The following is an 18,081-nucleotide window of genomic DNA, read 5'->3' as shown; positions in this document are numbered from 1 at the left end:
ATGCGAGTTTTATTATGGATATTTTTATTGAGCTTTACTCAATTATGTTATTCAAAAATTAACCCGTCTAAAAGAACCATCGAACTCAGCGTTGAAGCAGAACTGAATAAAAATGCTATTGGTAAATTAACTCTTGCAGTTGATCCAAATGATAATTTATCACTTAAATGGAGTGAAATTAAAGTTTCATTCGAGCGACTTTTATTTTCAGAGGATTTTGATTCTTTAGAGTCTAAAGTTAATAAAAATATTATTGATATAAAAGCATTAGAGTCATTTGGATATAAAATTTCATTCGATATGAGTGATTTTAGCTTAGTAATATCAGTACCTCTTACACTGACTCGCCCTCAGCAGCTAAGTTTAAAATCTGATTCAAGGAATTTAACAGCATCGGAACCCGCTAAACTAAGTGGGTTTGTTAATGCTTATTCAAGTTATTTTTATCAGCAAGATAAAAGCGAGGACATAACAGATGAGCTCTTAGCTATTCGCTCTGAAATGGTAGTGAGCTGGGAAGGGTGGGTTTTAGAAAACGAAGTGGAGTATTTATCTGAAGTATCTTCTACTTCATCAAATATTAGGCGCTTAGGTACTCGTATAATACATGACCTACCGCTTAGTGGGTTACGTATATCAGTCGGTGATAATTATAGTTCAGGTAGTTATTTTCAATCAACAGCACGGATACTAGGTTTGTCGCTTTCACACGATTTTTCGCTAGTTTCTGACAGACCTATCAGACCCAGTGCTTCTCGTAGCTTTACCTTAGAGAGTCCATCCTCTGTAGAGGTGTTAGTTGGCGAGCGAATAGTACAAAAACTTAATTTAGCCGCAGGTATATATTCTCTTGATGATATTCCCCTTAATGAAGGAAGCAATAATATTACTTTGAGGATCACAGATATAGCAGGAGTTGTGCGTTTTGTTGATTTTGACGTAACGACAGGTTTAGATCTTTTTGCTCAAGGGCAACTTGAATATGAGTTTCATTTAGGCGTTCCTTCACGCTTAGGTAGTGAGCTAGATTATGATTACGACGAGCCACTAGCCAGCTTTTATCTTGATTATGGCATTACACCTAGCTGGACAGCGGGTGCAGCAGTACAGGGTGATGAGTATTCTCAGCAGGTTGGTTTTAAAAATATTTATGCAGCTAAAATTGGACAAATTGCGTTTGAAAATGCGATAAGTTTCAATGAAAAAACAGGCCATGCTTATCGCATTGTTTATAGTAACTATAGAAATCATAGTGATAATAACACTGACATTACGGTGGGTTATGAATACTCATCAAGATATTTTACAGGCCTTGGTTATCGGCCTGATTCTCAATCTAGTTCTCGCTTAAGAGAGCATTATATTCAGGCTAATTATAGTTTTTTTTGGGGCGATAATACGCAAACATCTTTTTTTACAAGCTTATCAAGGTCATATGATGAAGCTCAATTTGATAAATCAATTGGGGTTAGTCTTTCTGGTGAGATCGATAATAGCCAATGGAGATATAGTTTAGGTGGGCAGTGGGAGGGTCTCGCTGAAGAAAGTCAATGGGATGTAAGGTTGTCTGTCACTTATAAATTTTCTAATACTCGACGGGCTAAATTATCTCATCAATCTAGGCGTGACAAAACACGTTTAGAATTCTCTCAAGATAGTAATCAGCGCTATGTTGGAGCCTTGAACATAAGAGCTGGGCTTGAAAAAAATGATCAAAATGAAGCTATTTTTGATTTAAATACTCAATATAACGCGAATCGTTTTGTTATGAACTTTGATCATGGGAGTTTTTACGAGCAATTTAATGAGGACTCAGCTTACCATCAGAGCCGATTAAGCTTGGCGTCAAGTATAGCATTTGCAGATAAGAGTTGGGCTGTTGGGAAACCCATATACGATAGCTTCGCTTTAGTAAAACCTCACTCTAGCCTTAAAGGAAAAAAAGTTATATTGGGGCAATATGAAGATGAATATAGGGCAGATAATGAAGACTTCGAGACTATTTTATTGAACGATATAAGTTCATACGCCTCAACCAACGTTGCAGTCGATATTGATAACTTAGCGCCAGGGTATGATATAGGTTCTGGTATTATTACTCTTTATTCACCTTATCGAACTGGTCATGCAATTACAATAGGGACTGCCGCTAACATATCAGTCATTGCAACGCTGTACGACCAACAAAAAAAGCCACTATCGTTACAGGTTGGAACGGCTATTTGTTTAGATAATAGTAGTAAGAAAGAGCATACATTTTTTACGAATAAAAAAGGACGATTTGCATTAACAGGTTTAACCGCCTGCAATTATGAAATTACACTTAAGAATGCAGAAAAGTCACATTTTACGATTGAAGTATCTGAAGGTGAACAATTACAGCGCAAAGGAGCTATTTATGTACAATAAAAAAGTAAGTTTATTATTGGGTGGTTTAGCACTATTTATTTTTACGCCTTTAATTCATGCGCAATGTGCTGCTAGGTTCGATAAGGTTGAACATATTTATGATGATTTTGAAAGCTACCATGCCTTACAGCAAGTAGACTCTAAGAAAGAGTTACGTATAAGCGTTATTAATGATGAGAGTTGTCAATTACAGCTCGTGATTACAAGTGAGAACCAAGCTCAGTTAAAAGGGCAATTTCAAAGTGTTCCGTATCAAATGCAAAGTATACAGAGTCAGTTAGTTAGTACATCAACTTTAAAGTTGAGCTTTACTAATTCTTCGACGATATTGTCATTACTAATAGCATCAGGAACGCCGATTAAAGCTGGTGTCTATACAGATAGACTCCAAATGAAATTATACGATCAGGGGAGCAAGTTGTTAGATGAACGAGAATACAGCATTGAAGAAAATATTGCGCCTAGAACAAGTCTTTCTGTACTTGGGTATAATACATTTTCAAATACTATTAATTTGGGAGAGCTAATTCCGGGTAAGGAATACACTATGTTACCAAGTATACAAGTTGTTACTAATTCAGATATTCAATTATCTGTAAGTTCAGATAATAATGGTAAATTGATACACTGTCTTTATAGAGATAAATATGCAATTAATTATAGTCTAGAGCTGGCAGGAAGTTGGCTTGAACTAAATAACGTATCACAACATAAATTCTCATATTCAGGACAAACTGTTTATTTATTACCTTTAAAAATTCAACTAAATGATTTTGAAAGGCAAGCTTCCGGTGAATATTCAGACACAATAAGGTTTCAAATAAGCCCGCTTAACTATTGATCTTATTTAAGTTTTTTTGACACCAAAGTAATGCTTGTTGCTTATTTTTTACAGCAATTTTTTGATAAACCTTATGTAAGTGGACGCGAACAGTAGCTTCACTTATAAATAAAGTGTCGGCAATTGCACTTGAATGTAAGCCAGAAAATAATAAGTTTAATACTTTCATTTCTTTGCAGGTTAAGTTGTTTGATTGCAGCGTAGTCTGTTGTTCACTCGCTAGCATTTGCCTCATCCAATCATCGGTTACGGCACGAGGGAACCATAGCTTTCCTTGTTCAATTGCTTCTAATCCTTGTTGGAGTAGTACTTCGTCAGTACCTTCGTAAAATAATCCTTTTAAATTTGGCCACTCTTTTAATGCCAGTACATCGCAGTCTTTTGGGACATCAAAAATCACCAGTCCTTGGTGGCCATTTTTTAACATGAATTGATTAATAAGTTCATAATTGGTAATGATGTTTAAAGCTTGATAATTAACAAGTAAAACGTTGAAGTCAGCTGCAACAAAAAAAAGTGAAGTGTAATTTGGATTTGTGAAGCATTTGAGGCTTCTATTAGCTGTATTTTCAATATTCATAATATTCTATCCATAGATTACGTTTTAATACTATATTCTTATTTTTAGTTAATTTCAATGATAGGATAATGTGTTTTAGCTCTTTTTTTATACACTAAAGTACATGTGTAAAGTACATTTTATGTGCTTTTTAATATTGCATTTATGCGTTTTTTTAAAACAGCTTTTTAGTGAGGTTGATATTAATATTAATGTTCTTTATTTATGATAATCCACCTAAAGCTAACAATGCCTAAATTGTTTTTATTCTTTATACATTTATTCAAATAATTTATACATTTCTTCACAATTCTGTCATATAATACCCATCCAGAGGAAAGATGCATTACGCATCTTTTTTTATGCCTGAAATTTATACTTTTAAGTATAAATGCATAACTAAATCACACGGTATCCTTTGGAGAATATTTTGAAATTACGTAACCTCTCACAGTTAAGTCTAGCAATTTTTGCTGCACTCACTACCTCTGTAAACGCCGAAGAAACTAAAAAAACAGCTAAACAAGACGCATTTGAAAAGATAGAAGTCACAGCTCGTAAACGTACAGAGAGCCTGTTTGAATCTCCAACCGCTATCACTTCAATTGGCGCTAACCTAATTGATAAAGCCAATATGAGTAACCTAGAAGATATTGGTAAATATGTTCCAAATTTAAATATTACCCGCTATGGCGTGGGCAATTCTGCGCATGCGTCTGTATTTATCCGCGGTATAGGTTTGCAAGATCACATAATAACTACCGATCCGGGTGTGGGTGTGTATCTTGATGGTGTGTACTTAGGTCGTCAAATGGGTTCTAACTTATCATTACCTAATGTTGAGCGTGTTGAAGTGCTTCGTGGCCCACAAGGTACTTTATATGGCCGTAATACATTAGGTGGCGCTGTAAATGTAATTACAAAGCAACCTGGTGATGAAGGTATTGTTACTACTGCAGCTAAGCTGGGAAGCCGAGGACGTATTGCCGGTGATGTTTATTTTAATAACTCACTAACAGATGATGTAAGTATGTCTGCAAGTGCATCGTACAAAACACGTGATGGTGTGGGCGAAGCTGTTAATTTAGCAAACCCAGAAAAAGAAATTGGTGAGGAAGAAGAATTTAGTGGTCGTGTTGCACTTAAATGGCAAGCAAATACCGACTTAGCATTCACTTTTTCTTTAGATGGTGTTGATAACGAATCTGGCCAATCGCCTTATACAATTGAATTGACAGACCCACTAGACTCAAATGATGTTTTTAATGGCGACTTCCCATTATTGACTCAAGATTTAATTCCATCAGACCCTGATGATTTAGGCACAACTGTTGCGGGTATTGAATCTACCTCTTACTCAGGTTGGGGCACATCGTTTTCAGCCGATTGGGCAATTAACGATACTTATACCACTAAGTTTATCTCAAGCTACCGTACATCTGAGTATGAAGGTGGCCTAGATGATGATGCATCACCTTTAAACTTGTCTGAGTTTCCAGAGGAGGGCGGTGCTGATCAGTACTCATTTGAAGTTCAGCTAAATGCAACATTCGATAATATGGACTTTGTATCTGGTCTTTACTTTTTTAATGAAGATGGCTTTACACGTTCAGGCCCGTTTGTATTTAGCCCATTTAATACACCTAATGGCTTGTTGAATGATGGTGTAACAGAATCATTTGGCGGTTACGGCGAATTTGAAATTAACCAAGAAACTAATTCGTATGCAGCATATATAAATGCCAGCTACGATTTAACTGACGATTTAACGGTTGGTGGTGGCCTTCGTTATTCAAAAGATGAAAAAGATGCAAATGCTATATTCCCATCATTTCCAACTCGTAAATATGTAAGTGCAGATTTTGATGCGGTTACGTGGGATGTAAATGCATCTTATCAGCTTAGCAATAATATGAATGTTTATGGCCAGATTCAAAAAGGCTATCAAACAGGTGGTTTTCCACCGCGTCCATTTGGTGGACCAGATCAATTTGTATCGTTTGACGAAACAAAAGCGATTAACTACGAAATGGGCTTAAAAGGCCAAGTACACGAAAATGTATCTATGATGCTTGCGGTATTTGTGACTGATTACACCGATTTAGCATTACCATTTTCAGATCCAACAGCGGGTGGTGGCTTTGTAACAATTGTAGAAAATGCGGGTCAATCTAAAGCGCAAGGTATTGAGCTTGAAACAACTGTTGCTATTACCGATGACTTTACTATTCGTAGTGCAGTTGGTTATTTAGATTCTGAAATAACAGAAGTGGCTGAGGGTGTACAAGGCATAGGTAAAGGCGATTCACCAGCACTGACGCCACGCTGGACTGTCATGGTTGCACCTTCTTACTTTATGGATTTAGAGAGTGGCGCAACACTTGCGTTTAATGCTAATTATTCGTATCGCAGTGAAATGCAAGGTCAATCAGTTTACAACCAAAGTGAGACCATTGATTCTCGTGAACTAGTTGGTTTTAATATTTCGTACACTAATCCATATGGCGATATGGAAGTTACACTGTATGGTGAAAACGTCCTAAACGAAGTTTACGATGTTGGTCGCCTACAACAATCAGGTTTTGTTGGTGTAATGCGTAGTAATGACCGCAGTGAATTTGGTTTGAAATTCAAAAAAGATTTTGAGCTATAAACTAAAATCAAGTAAATAAAATTCAATGTAATTGAAGTTTATTTTTCATAACAAAGGCCGAATCATGCTGTGATTCGGCCTTTATATATTCAATAGTAAAATTATTATCCACATAATTTAAATCCCTAATTTAAATTGCTGATTTAAAACAATCAACATAACCACTTTTAAGTATTTGTATCAGCTAAAATGCGCCTTTTTAGTTTGTGTAAAGGCTTGGTTGTTCGTTACAATGGCGCCACTTAATTGCCAAACGGACTCAGTGATGAAAATTCTTGCCGATCAAAATATGCCTTTAGTTGAGCAGTACTTTGCAGACTTTGGTGAGGTTGAGCGTTTTGATGGTCGTAAATTAACGCCTGAACAATTAATAAATGTAGATGTACTCCTTACTCGTTCAGTGACTAATGTTAATCATGAACTATTGGCACAAGCTAACAAGCTGAGCTTTGTGGGCACTGCCACAATTGGCATTGACCATATTGATACGCAATTACTACATGATAGAAATATTGCTTTTACCAGTGCTCCTGGTTGTAATGCAGTTGCTGTAGCTGAATATGTAATTAGTAGTTTATTTGCATTAAGCCAAGAAAATGCGCGCCCATTGTGTGGTCAAACAATTGGTATTGTAGGAATGGGTAACATTGGCACGTGTTTGTCGCAAAAATTAAAAGCATTAAATGTCGACGTACTGTTATGCGATCCAATTAAGCACGAACAGGGCTTACTACAAGAGCATGTAGCGCTTGATGAGTTATTAGCGCAAGCAGATGTTGTTACTTTTCATGTTCCACTTATTAAAGGTGGCGAGCACAAAACGCTGCACATGATGAATAAAGAGCGATTACAAGCACTTAAGCCAGGAACCACGCTAATTAATGCAAGCCGAGGCGACGTAATTGATAATCAAGCATTGCTTGAGGTAATGGAAGCTGGGGCTGATTTAGATATAGTACTTGATGTATGGGAAAAAGAGCCCAATATTCTAACTGAATTACTAGAGCATGTGCGTTATGCCAGTGTGCATATCGCAGGGCATACACTTGAGGGGAAAGCACGAGGTACACAAATGTTGTATCAAAAATTGTGTGACCTAAAAGGTGTAGAGGTGAGTAAATCGTTGGATGATTTTCTACCAATACCTGCTATTACACATACAACTGTTACGCAAAGCCTAAGCGAGCAAGATATTGCCCGTTTGGTGCATTTAATTTATGACGTACGCCGCGATGACGGAATTTTACTTCGTCATTTAGAAGGTGAGGGCTTTGATAGTTTACGTAAAAACTATCCGGTAAGGCGAGAATTTAGCACCTTATTCCTACAAGGTGATAGCCCACAACTAGCAGCACTTAGTCAACTTGGCTTTAGCATAGCTAAATAATTATTTAACTAACGATGTTGTTTTAATGTCGTTTATAGAGGAAGAAATATGTCGCAAAAATATAACGTTGCCGTACTTGGCGCTACTGGTTTAGTAGGCCGTCAAATCATTGAAACGCTAGCAGATCGTAAATTTCCTGTAGATCAGCTTTTTTTACTTGCGAGCAGCCGCAGCGCAGGTGAAGACATAAAGTTTCGTGGTGAGACCATTGAAGTACTTGACGTTGAAGGCTTTGATTTTAGCCAAGCGCATATAGGTTTGTTTTCTGCTGGTGGTAGTGTATCTGAAAAATATGCTCCTATTGCTGCTGATGCCGGCTGTATTGTAATCGATAATACATCGCACTTTAGAAATGATTTTGAAATCCCACTAGTGGTGCCAGAAGTTAATGCTTCAAGCCTAGCTGATTTTAGGAATCGTAATATTATTGCTAACCCTAACTGTTCAACTATTCAGATGATGTTAGCACTTAAACCAATTTATGATGCTTACGGAATAGACCGTATTAACGTATCTACTTACCAAGCTGTATCGGGCGCAGGTAAAGAAGCGGTTGATGAACTTGCAAAGCAAACAGCTAACTTGATGAATGCACGCCCTATGGATAATAAAGTATTTCCAAAGCAAATTGCATTTAACGTTATTCCTCAAATTGATAGCTTTGAGGATAATGGCTATACACGCGAAGAAATGAAAATGGTAAATGAAACTCATAAAATTTTGGGTGATACCACTATTGCAGTAAATCCTACATGTGTACGTGTTCCCGTGTTTTTTGGTCACTCAGAATCAATTAATATTGAAACGCGCATGCCTTATGACTTTGAACACGTTAAGCAACTTTTAAAAGACGCGCCTGGTGTCGAGCTAATTGATGATGAAGGTGATTACCCAACAGCAGTTTCTGACGCTAGTGGTAACGATACTGTTTATATAGGCCGATTACGTGCTGATATTTCTCATCCTCATGGATTAAACATGTGGGTTGTAAGTGATAACACTCGCAAAGGTGCTGCAACTAACAGCATTCAAATTGCAGAAGAGCTTATTGCTAATTACATGTAATAGCTAATAGCGCTGAACACATTTTAGAAGCGGTAAACATTATTTGTTTGCCGCTTTTTGTTTATAGAGCTTGTCAGTTTTTTGCCGTTTATTTTTAAAAGTATAAAAACTGATTGATAACATTCAATAAATTAATATTTATAAAGATGTTTTAAGGCATTTATTTTCAAGGTGTTGCGATGGATATTAAGCCTTAACTGGTTTATAGTTTGTAATTGGAATAGAGCTTGCAATAAAAATAGATTGTAATAATAAATGCGAGTCAGTCATTTGGCTGATAACAGCAATAATCAACAATATTTATGCACTTAAGCTTTAAGTGTTTTGTTAATATTTAAATATTAAAGGATCAGCATGCGCGGTTTAGTTACACTTATTATATTAGCGTCTGCATTGATAGTAACGCCAGTTTACTCTCAAGACAGTACCCAATTAAAGGGGCCTAAAGGCGTTGACTATGGTGCGCAAGGGCGATCTATTGGGCCAATTAAACCAACAGACACACTTTGGCGTATAGCGGCTAAAGTGCGCCCAGATAACTCCGTCAGCATTTATCAAGTTATGCAGGCCTTGTATAACAAAAACCCCAACTCATTTTTAGAACAAAATCTTAATCATATTCAAAATGGTGCCTATTTAAAAATCCCTACTTTAGCCGAAATAAAAGGTGTAAATACACAGCTTGCAAAACAACGCTCAGAGCAAGATGATGCATTATGGGAAAAGAAAAAAAATGGCACACTTACGCAAAGCGAAATTACCTCAGCACAAACAAAAGTAACCCAAGCTCGTAAAGTCGACGTAGACGATGCCAAAAAAGAGATACAGAAAGAATTAAATGAAATAAAAACAGAGCAAAGTACTAAGCTGGTTGAGTTACAACAACAATTTAAAAATTCTGTAAGTAATGTAGAAGAAATTTTAGTTGAGAATAATAATCTTAAAAAACAATTATCAGGTATTTCAAACGAACTCGAAAACTTACGCTTACAGTTAGGACAAGACAGTGAAATTCAAAATCAATTAAAAGAACTAATTGTTAAGCAAAACGAGATTATTGCACAACAAAAAAAACAAGAGATAGTACCAAAAGAATCGTTTGATTTAAGCTCATTATTTTCAAATCCGATAGTGCTGGGTTTATCAATGTTTATTCCTGGGCTACTGATTATTTTTGCAATTGTTATGTTTTTACGCAAACGAGCAAGTAATCAAGAAGAGCCACAAAACGATGATGACTTTTTACCACAAACCCCAATTTACACTGGCGATGATGATTTAGGTCCAAGTTTAAATGACGATCCAATTGTACCCGACCCTTTAGATGACTTGAGTGTTCAACTTGATGATAATCTTGAAAATGGTATGTTGCCTGATGATGATTTAGATGACGGCCTAGATGATTTTTCAGGTGGTGAGAATTTACTCGATCAGGATGAGCTTGAAAGTCTACTAAGTGATGACATTGTTTTTGATGATGAAAATACCGATGACGATGATGAACTCGATATTTTTATGCAACAAGGGTTTGATCAACCTTCGGATGAAAACGCTGAAGATATTGATTTAGACTTATCTGATGACTCAATAAACAATGATGAAATTCTAACTAATGACGATTTAGATAGCTTGTTTGATGAAGACGATAGTCTACCTGAGTTTGATGCACCGCAAACAAGCGAAGCTTTAGAGGATGATAGCTTAGAGTCTCATGATGAAATGGCGGCTTTAAGTGAGGAGCTTGCAGATGATGATAATTTTGATATAGATGAATTATTAGATCAAACATCAACAGAATTAGATACCTCAAATAACACTTCAGCTGAACTTGATACAAGCGACGACTTTGATTTAGACGATATAGATAGCTTAATTGATGAAGCGAATGACCCAAAAAGTGATGTGGTAGATGACTCAATTGATGCAGAGTTACTCGACGAAGATGAACTTCTAGAAGAAAGCGACGATTTTGATTTAGATGACATAGATAGCTTAATTGATGAAGCAGCGGTTGACACTGCAGATGATTCATTAGTTGAGGAAAGCGACGATTTTGATTTAGATGACATAGATAGCTTAATTGATGAAGCAGCGGTTGACACTGCAGATGATTCATTAGTTGAGGAAAGTGATGACTTTGATTTAGACGACATAGATAACCTAATTGATGAGGCAGCAGTTGATACTGCAAATGATTCATTAGTTGAGGAAAGTGACGACTTTGATTTAGACGACATAGATAGCTTAATTGATGAGGCAGCGGTTGATACTGCAAATGATTCATTAGTTGAGGAAAGTGACGACTTTGATTTAGACGACATAGATAGCTTAATTGATGAGGCAGCGGTTGATACTGCAGATAAATCATTAGTTGAGAAAAGTGACGACTTTGATTTAGACGACATAGATAACCTAATTGATGATGAACTAAAAAATTCAGATGTAAGAGATTCAGAAATTGATAATGCATTAGCAGACTCAGTTGAGGATTTAGCAGATGCTCAAGAAGAATTAAATGTTGATGATATTGAGTCGATTGCTTCATCATTAAATGAAGAGCCTGAACTTACAGAAGAGCCAGAGCTTGAAGAAGAGCCAGAGCTTTTAGAAGAACTTGAGCCTTTAGAAGAGCCTGAGCTTGAAGAAGAGCCAGAGCTTGAAGAAGAGCCTGAGCTTTTAGAAGAACTTGAGCCTTTAGAAGAGCCTGAGCTTGAAGAAGAGCCAGAGCTTGAAGAAGAACCAGAACTTGAAGAAGAGCCAGAGCTTGAAGAAGAGCCAGAGCTTGAAGAAGAACCAGAACTTGAAGAAGAGCCTGAGCTTGAAGAAGAGCCAGAGCTTGAAGAAGAGCCAGAGCTTTTAGAAGAACTTGAGCCTTTAGAAGAGCCTGAGCTTGAAGAAGAGCCAGAGCTTGAAGAAGAACCAGAACTTGTAGAAGAGCCAGAGCTTGAAGAAGAGCCAGAGCTTGAAGAAGAGCCAGAGCTTGAAGAAGAGCCAGAGCTTGAAGAAGAGCCAGAGCTTGAAGAAGAGCCAGAACTTATAGATGTAACGGTTGATGATTTTTCAGACACATCAGAGTCGCTTCTTGATCCTGAAGATGCACTAGAAGAATATACAGATGATACTTTAAAGAGCGTTGATGAGCTTTTAAGTGAGCTACAACAGGCCACTGATGACGACTATATAGAAACACCTGATTGGTCTTTAGATGAGCTTGATGATGATCTTGAAGAAATAGAAGTTGATCTTGGTGACGATCCGCTAGCGGGCGACGATGACTCAGATCTTACTGAAATTGAAGAGCAGCTTGATAGCGAGCTTGTAACGCCAAGTGAAGAGTTGGATGAATATCCTGAACTTGAATTAGACGATGATCAATCATTATTAGAGAATGAGCCTTCGTTTGAGCCGCAAGAGCTTAAAGGAGATGCATCGGGTGATGAAAATGCAGTAGCACTTAGTCAAACAGAGAAAGATCTCGCAAATGCGCTTATGGCAGATGGTGATTTAGATAGTTTAGAAGATGATTTTGATGATGAACTATTAATTGATAATGACTTCTCTGAATTAGAAACTGAAACGGAGATTGAAGATGAGTCGCTTGATGATGATTTACTTCAAGAAATTAATAATGAGGTTGATTCTGTTGAACCACCAAGTATTGAAGATGACATCAAACCTCTTAACCTTGATGAAGTTCAAGAAACATTAGAAAGTGAGTTGCCATTTACCCCTGAAGAATTACAAGGGGATGATTTAGATGGTGAGGCACCGGGAGTCGCTTCCAGCCAAGCTGAGCAAGATTTAGCAAACGCACTTATGGCAGATGCTGATTTAGATAGTTTAGAAAATGATTTTGATGATGAGATTTTAATTGAAAATGATTTTTCTGAATTAGATGCTGAATTTGACGAAGATAGTTTAGAGCAAGCGCTAACGCTAACTGATGAGTTATCAGACGAATCGCAAGAGCAAACAAATGCAGAGCGCGAAGCACAGTTAACAAGCTTAGATGAAGTGGGTAGCACTGATATTAGCTCTGACGACGAACTTGATGAAGAGTTTATGTCGAATTTGACGCAAACTGATTTTGATTCATTACTTAGTGAGTTAGCAGAGCCTGAAGAGTTAAGTGTTGATGACAGCAGTGAATTTGATGTTGACTTTGACAGCTTGCTAAAAGAAGACTTAGAGACAGATGATTCATTAACTACAAAAGAGTCACTTGTTGAAGGTAGTGATGTTGAGCAACTTGATAATGACGAATTTGTAGATATTGATTCATTATTAGAAGAAAGTGACGACGCTGAACTTGAACACGAACCTTACACCGACGTTAATATGGATGTCGGTTTGAGTGAGTTTGATGCATTACTTGCAGGTGATAACCCAACGGATGTTGATGCTGAAAGTGGTGGCTACTCAGCTAAACTTGATTTAGCGCGTGCTTATATTGAAATTGATGATTTTGATTCTGCGCTTAAAGTTATTGAGGATGTCATTAACAAAGGTCCTGAAGAAGTTCAAGAGGAAGCACTTAGCTTAAAAGCTAAACTAAAATAATTAAAATGTTTATAAGAACCTGTATCTAGCTTAGCTAAATACGGGTTTTTTTATGTGTATTGGTTTGATTACGACAGGTCTCCTTTTATTGCATCGTTAGATAGCATAAAATGCCTCGTTCATTAGCACAGTAGGTAAAACGGTAATTATGCGAGTAGCACTTGGAGTTGAATACAACGGCGCACGTTATAGTGGTTGGCAGCGTCAATCACATGTAAATAGCGTACAGCAAGAAGTAGAAAAAGCGTTGTCGCGTATTTGTAATCATCCTGTTGAAGTTATATGTGCAGGGCGTACAGATGCTGGTGTGCACGGCACAGGCCAAGTAATACACTTTGAAACGCAAGCCGATCGCGATATGGTCGCATTTACACTAGGTATGAATACTTTAATGCCTAAAGATATTGCTATTCGCTTTGCCCAACCGGTTGCTGATGACTTTCATGCCCGTTTTAGTGCTACAGCTCGTCGTTATCGCTATGTTATTTATAACTCCCCCCTACGAGGTGCGGTATTAAACGAGGGGGTTACGCATTTTCATCATCATCTTGATGAAACAAAGATGCAAGAGGCGTGTCAGTACTTAATAGGTAAACACGATTTCACCTCTTTTAGAGCGATACATTGCCAAGCGAATACACCGACAAGAACAATTCATCATCTGTCGGTACAGCGCCAAGGTACTTACGTTATTATTGATATTAAAGCGAATGCATTTTTACATCACATGGTACGTAATATCACAGGCAGCTTAATGGATGTTGGTTTACATAAACAACAACCTATATGGATAAAAGAGCTACTTGATTGTAAAGAACGCGCAAAGGCCAGTGCTACCGCTAAGGCTGCTGGTTTGTATTTAGTGGATGTTGACTACCCTGAGCAATTTAATATTCCTCAAACACCTTTAGGCCCTTTATTTTTGCCTGATATAGATGTGGTATAAGTACTTTTTGTAAGCACTTTTAACTACTAAGACCAGTTTTTTATACCGCGTTAGTGTAATTCATGTTTTAATTGAAAAAATTTGTCTGCTAATTGCTATTAGCAGGCTCGCGACACAGAACAGTATTAAGAGAGTTGCAAATGAGTTGGCTAGAAAAAATCTTACCTAAAACGACAAAATCATCAGGTCGTAAAGAAATCCCAGAAGGTGTTTGGGCTAAGTGTACATCGTGTGATTCAATTTTATATAAAGCTGAATTAGAAAAGTCATTAAACGTATGTCCTAAGTGTGACCATCACATGCGTGTTAGTGGCCGTAAGCGCCTAGAGCACTTTTTAGATGAAGGTGATCGTCAAGAGCTTGGTACACAACATGAGCCTAAAGACATTCTTAAGTTTAAAGATTCTAAAAAGTACTCTGACCGTATCAGTGCAGCCCAAAAAGCAAGTGGTGAAAAAGATGCACTTGTAGCTATGAAAGGCCGATTAAAAGGTATTCCAGTGGCAGCGGTAGCATTTGAGTTCTCATTTATGGGTGGTTCAATGGCTTCTGTTGTTGGCGCTCGCTTTGTTGATGCTGTTGATCAATGTTTAGAGCATAACATGCCGCTTATTTGTTTTTCTGCATCAGGCGGAGCACGTATGCAAGAAGCGCTTATGTCGCTTATGCAAATGGCTAAAACAAGTGCTGCACTTGCAAAAATGACGGAAAAAGGTCTTCCATTTATTTCAGTAATGACCGACCCGACAATGGGTGGTGTATCTGCATCACTTGCTATGCTGGGTGATATTAACGTTGCTGAACCTAAAGCGTTAATTGGTTTTGCAGGTCCTCGTGTTATTGAGCAGACTGTTCGCGAAACATTACCTGAAGGTTTTCAGCGTAGTGAATTTTTGCTAGAACATGGTGCAATTGACATGATTATTGACCGCCGTGAAATGCGCGATACCCTTGCACGCATTTTAGCTAAATTTATGAACTTGCCTTCTACGGAACAAGAGCATAGAGTAGCGTAAATTTCAGCTTTACTGATTACACGCTATGACAAAAACAATTCCTAGCCAATCATCAAGCCTTGATGATTGGCTTTTTTATTTAGAAAGTGTTCACCCCGCTAACATTGCAATGGGCCTAGAACGAGTTGCTAATGTTGCCAACAATATTGGCCTTTTAAACACTCCAAGTAAAATTATTCTTATTGCCGGTACAAACGGTAAGGGCACCACTGCACGTTGCTTAGAGTCGCTATTGCTAGCGCAAGGTTTTAGCGTGGGTACTTACGCATCTCCTCATTTAATTCGTTATAACGAGCGTGTACGAGTTAATGGCGAAGAACTGGCAGACCAACTTCATATAGATGCTTTTCACCAGCTTGAGCAAGGCCGTAAAGACACTCCTTTGACTTATTTTGAATATGGTACTTTGGGTGCGTTGGCAATTTTTAAACGCTGTAAGGTCGATTATGTATTACTAGAGGTTGGTCTAGGCGGGCGCTTTGATGCTACAAATATAGTAACTCCCTTTGCAAGCGTGATCACCACTATCGATTTAGATCATAAAGAGTACCTAGGTGATACACGAGAGTTAGTGGCTTATGATAAAGCCGGTATTTTTCGTGAAAATACGCCTGCTATTATAGGGGATTTAAATATTCCTCACACAATGACTGATTACGGCAAAGAAATTAATGCCAATATGACGTTGTCGGGCAGTGACTTTATTTTCAAAGAGAATGCTGAGAGCTTTAATTGGCAATATAAAGAACATAATCTTGTAATAGATAAGCCAGCAATACCGTGTCAAAATGCAGCAACTGCGTTAACTGCGCTAAGTGTTTTAAGCTTATTACCTAGTGAGCAAGTCATACGAAATTGCCTCGCTAATTTAGTTGTAGAAGGGCGGTTTCAGCAGTTAAGCGCTGAGCCTTTAGTCTTTACCGATGTAGCACATAACCCTGAGTCGGCGCGTTACTTAGCCAATAAGTTATCAAGCTATAAAGATAAAGGCTTTAAAATTCATGCATTAGCCGCTATGCTTGCTGATAAAGATAAAGTGGGTGTACTCAAAGAAATAAGTCACTTGGTCGATGAGTGGTCATTAGCGAGCTTAAGTGGTCCGCGAGGCGACACTGCAAGTAATTTACAAAATGCGCTGCAGGGTATATCTCATCATAATACTATCAATAGCTATGATAGTGTGGCACAGGCACTGAGTGTAATTTTACCAAAACAACAAAGTGATACTATGTTGATTGTATTTGGTTCATTTTTTACAGTGGCCGGCGCTATTAATTACTTTAAAAAATAGAGAGGATGTCGGTGAACTCAAGTTTTATTAATCGCTTAGTCGGAACAAGTATAGTAGTGATCGCAGCAATTGTGTTTATCCCTAATATACTCGATGGCGAAAAAGTGCATTATAAAGAGGGCTTTAAAGCGATACCTGATCGCCCTGAGTTCAAAACAATCGATCTTCAAGAGTCAATTGATGAAAACATGGCTAATGCTGAGCCACTAAAACAAGATGAAATTGAAGATATTCAAGCTGACGATGAAGCTTTTGAGCAGCAAAACGCTATGGATGAGAGTGACTACGCTGTAGAGAATAAAGTTGTTGAAGCGACTATTGAACCCAAAGCAACACCGATCACTAAGGCACCTGTTCAGGCTAAACCAAAACCTATTGCGCCTCGTAAAAGTGATGAAAACCTAACAAGTATGGCTTACGTGATTCAATTAGGTAGTTTTTCACATGTTGCAAATGTAAAAGCATTACAGGCTAAATTAAAAGTTGAAGGGTTTAAAACGTTTACTAAACCGATTAAAACCCCAAATGGGACGTTAACCAAGGTATTTGTTGGTCCTTCGCTTGATAAAAATGAATTACAAAAGCAGCTTCCCCAGCTGAAAGAGCTTACTAAATTAAATGGTAAAGTTACGCAATACGAAGTAACAAAATAATTAAAAAAAGGCTTGTATCACAAGCCTTTTTTTATTTATTTATATTTGTTTTTATCATTATCTTTATCTCACAATACCCATTCTATAATGTTAATTTTTTGTATTGACTACAACCCAGTAATCTCCCGTTTAAACTTGCATACTAACGATGTTTGGGTATAGAATGCGCCCCAAATTAGCGACTAATTGGTTCTTATGATCTGGGTTGATTACGCCATTATTGGCATCATTGCATTGTCTACCATCATCGGTTTAATACGCGGCTTTGTAAAAGAAGCAATGTCATTAGCGGTATGGGCTGGCGCCTTTATCATCTCTAGCTTATTTTACCAATATTTAGCTTCCTTCCTAACAACCATTTCTGAACCCCTTTTAAGAAATGCTGCGGCCATAGCCATATTATTCTTTGCGACGCTACTGTTAGGCGGTTTACTAAACTATATTTTAGGTGAGCTTGTACATCGTACTGGTTTATCGGGTACCGACCGTGTCTTTGGCATAGTGTTTGGTGCTCTACGAGGCGTGTTGGTCGTGAGCGCGTTACTCTTCTTTCTTGATGCTTTTACTGGTGCACCCAATACGCACTGGTGGGGCAATTCTATTTTGATTCCAGAATTTGGCTTTGTTGTTGAATGGTTCTTTTCGTACCTAGAAAACAACTCGAGCTTTTTAAATTCAGTAAACCGTTAATCGGCGAGGAT

At 37.6% G+C, this 18,081-nt stretch carries 12 protein-coding genes; 11 read left to right on the top strand and 1 reads right to left on the bottom strand.

What is annotated here, in order from left to right; translation table 11 throughout:
- Positions 1–2,409 carry a fimbria/pilus outer membrane usher protein gene (locus I6E70_RS06460; RefSeq protein WP_197188321.1) on the top strand — a complete coding sequence of 803 codons (2,409 nt, stop codon included), beginning with the start codon at positions 1–3 and terminating at the stop codon, positions 2,407–2,409.
- The gene (locus I6E70_RS06455; RefSeq protein WP_197188320.1) at positions 2,399–3,250 is read left to right on the top strand and encodes a hypothetical protein; all 852 of its coding nucleotides are present in this window, start codon (positions 2,399–2,401) and stop codon (positions 3,248–3,250) included. Before I6E70_RS06460 ends, I6E70_RS06455 begins: the two co-directional genes overlap by 11 nt.
- Here I6E70_RS06455 and I6E70_RS06450 read toward each other — a convergent pair.
- Positions 3,240–3,830, bottom strand: a complete 591-nt coding sequence (locus I6E70_RS06450) for a LuxR C-terminal-related transcriptional regulator (protein WP_197188319.1) — start codon at positions 3,828–3,830, stop codon at positions 3,240–3,242. The genes I6E70_RS06455 and I6E70_RS06450 overlap by 11 nt on opposite strands.
- A 409-nt stretch (positions 3,831–4,239) precedes the next feature.
- On the opposite strand from I6E70_RS06450, the gene I6E70_RS06445 reads away from it, so the two are divergent.
- The 9 genes from I6E70_RS06445 to I6E70_RS06405 all read left to right on the top strand — a co-directional run bounded on the left by I6E70_RS06445 (position 4,240) and on the right by I6E70_RS06405 (position 18,070).
- Entirely contained in the window at positions 4,240–6,462 is a 2,223-nt protein-coding gene (locus I6E70_RS06445) for a TonB-dependent receptor (protein ID WP_197183137.1), read from the top strand.
- A gap of 265 nt (positions 6,463–6,727) precedes the next feature.
- Complete coding sequence (locus I6E70_RS06440; protein ID WP_197188318.1) at positions 6,728–7,849, top strand: 4-phosphoerythronate dehydrogenase; 1,122 nt, start codon at positions 6,728–6,730, stop codon at positions 7,847–7,849.
- Positions 7,850–7,897: 48 nt separating this feature from the next.
- Positions 7,898–8,914 carry an aspartate-semialdehyde dehydrogenase gene (locus tag I6E70_RS06435; protein WP_007586655.1) on the top strand — a complete coding sequence of 339 codons (1,017 nt, stop codon included), beginning with the start codon at positions 7,898–7,900 and terminating at the stop codon, positions 8,912–8,914.
- A 354-nt stretch (positions 8,915–9,268) separates the two neighbouring features.
- Positions 9,269–13,474, top strand: a complete 4,206-nt coding sequence (locus I6E70_RS06430; RefSeq protein ID WP_197188317.1) for a FimV/HubP family polar landmark protein — start codon at positions 9,269–9,271, stop codon at positions 13,472–13,474.
- A gap of 148 nt (positions 13,475–13,622) precedes the next feature.
- Positions 13,623–14,420 (top strand): tRNA pseudouridine(38-40) synthase TruA, encoded by a 798-nt coding sequence (gene truA, locus I6E70_RS06425; RefSeq protein ID WP_007584098.1) that lies wholly within the window; start codon positions 13,623–13,625, stop codon positions 14,418–14,420.
- Between the two features lie 140 nt (positions 14,421–14,560).
- The gene (gene accD, locus I6E70_RS06420) at positions 14,561–15,436 is read left to right on the top strand and encodes an acetyl-CoA carboxylase, carboxyltransferase subunit beta (RefSeq protein ID WP_007376856.1); all 876 of its coding nucleotides are present in this window, start codon (positions 14,561–14,563) and stop codon (positions 15,434–15,436) included.
- Positions 15,437–15,461: 25 nt separating this feature from the next.
- Positions 15,462–16,727, top strand: coding sequence for a bifunctional tetrahydrofolate synthase/dihydrofolate synthase (folC, locus tag I6E70_RS06415; protein WP_197188316.1), 1,266 nt, complete (start codon positions 15,462–15,464; stop codon positions 16,725–16,727).
- Positions 16,728–16,738: 11 nt separating this feature from the next.
- Positions 16,739–17,380 (top strand): SPOR domain-containing protein, encoded by a 642-nt coding sequence (locus I6E70_RS06410; protein WP_024590975.1) that lies wholly within the window; start codon positions 16,739–16,741, stop codon positions 17,378–17,380.
- A 195-nt stretch (positions 17,381–17,575) separates the two neighbouring features.
- Entirely contained in the window at positions 17,576–18,070 is a 495-nt protein-coding gene (locus I6E70_RS06405) for a CvpA family protein (RefSeq protein ID WP_007376853.1), read from the top strand.
- Positions 18,071–18,081: the final 11 nt, after the last annotated feature.

This window comes from Pseudoalteromonas sp. NGC95, from assembly GCF_015864705.1.
Lineage (GTDB): Bacteria > Pseudomonadota > Gammaproteobacteria > Enterobacterales > Alteromonadaceae > Pseudoalteromonas > Pseudoalteromonas arctica.
Note: the sequence above shows the minus strand (reverse complement) of the source record. Positions and strands in the feature narration are given on the sequence as shown.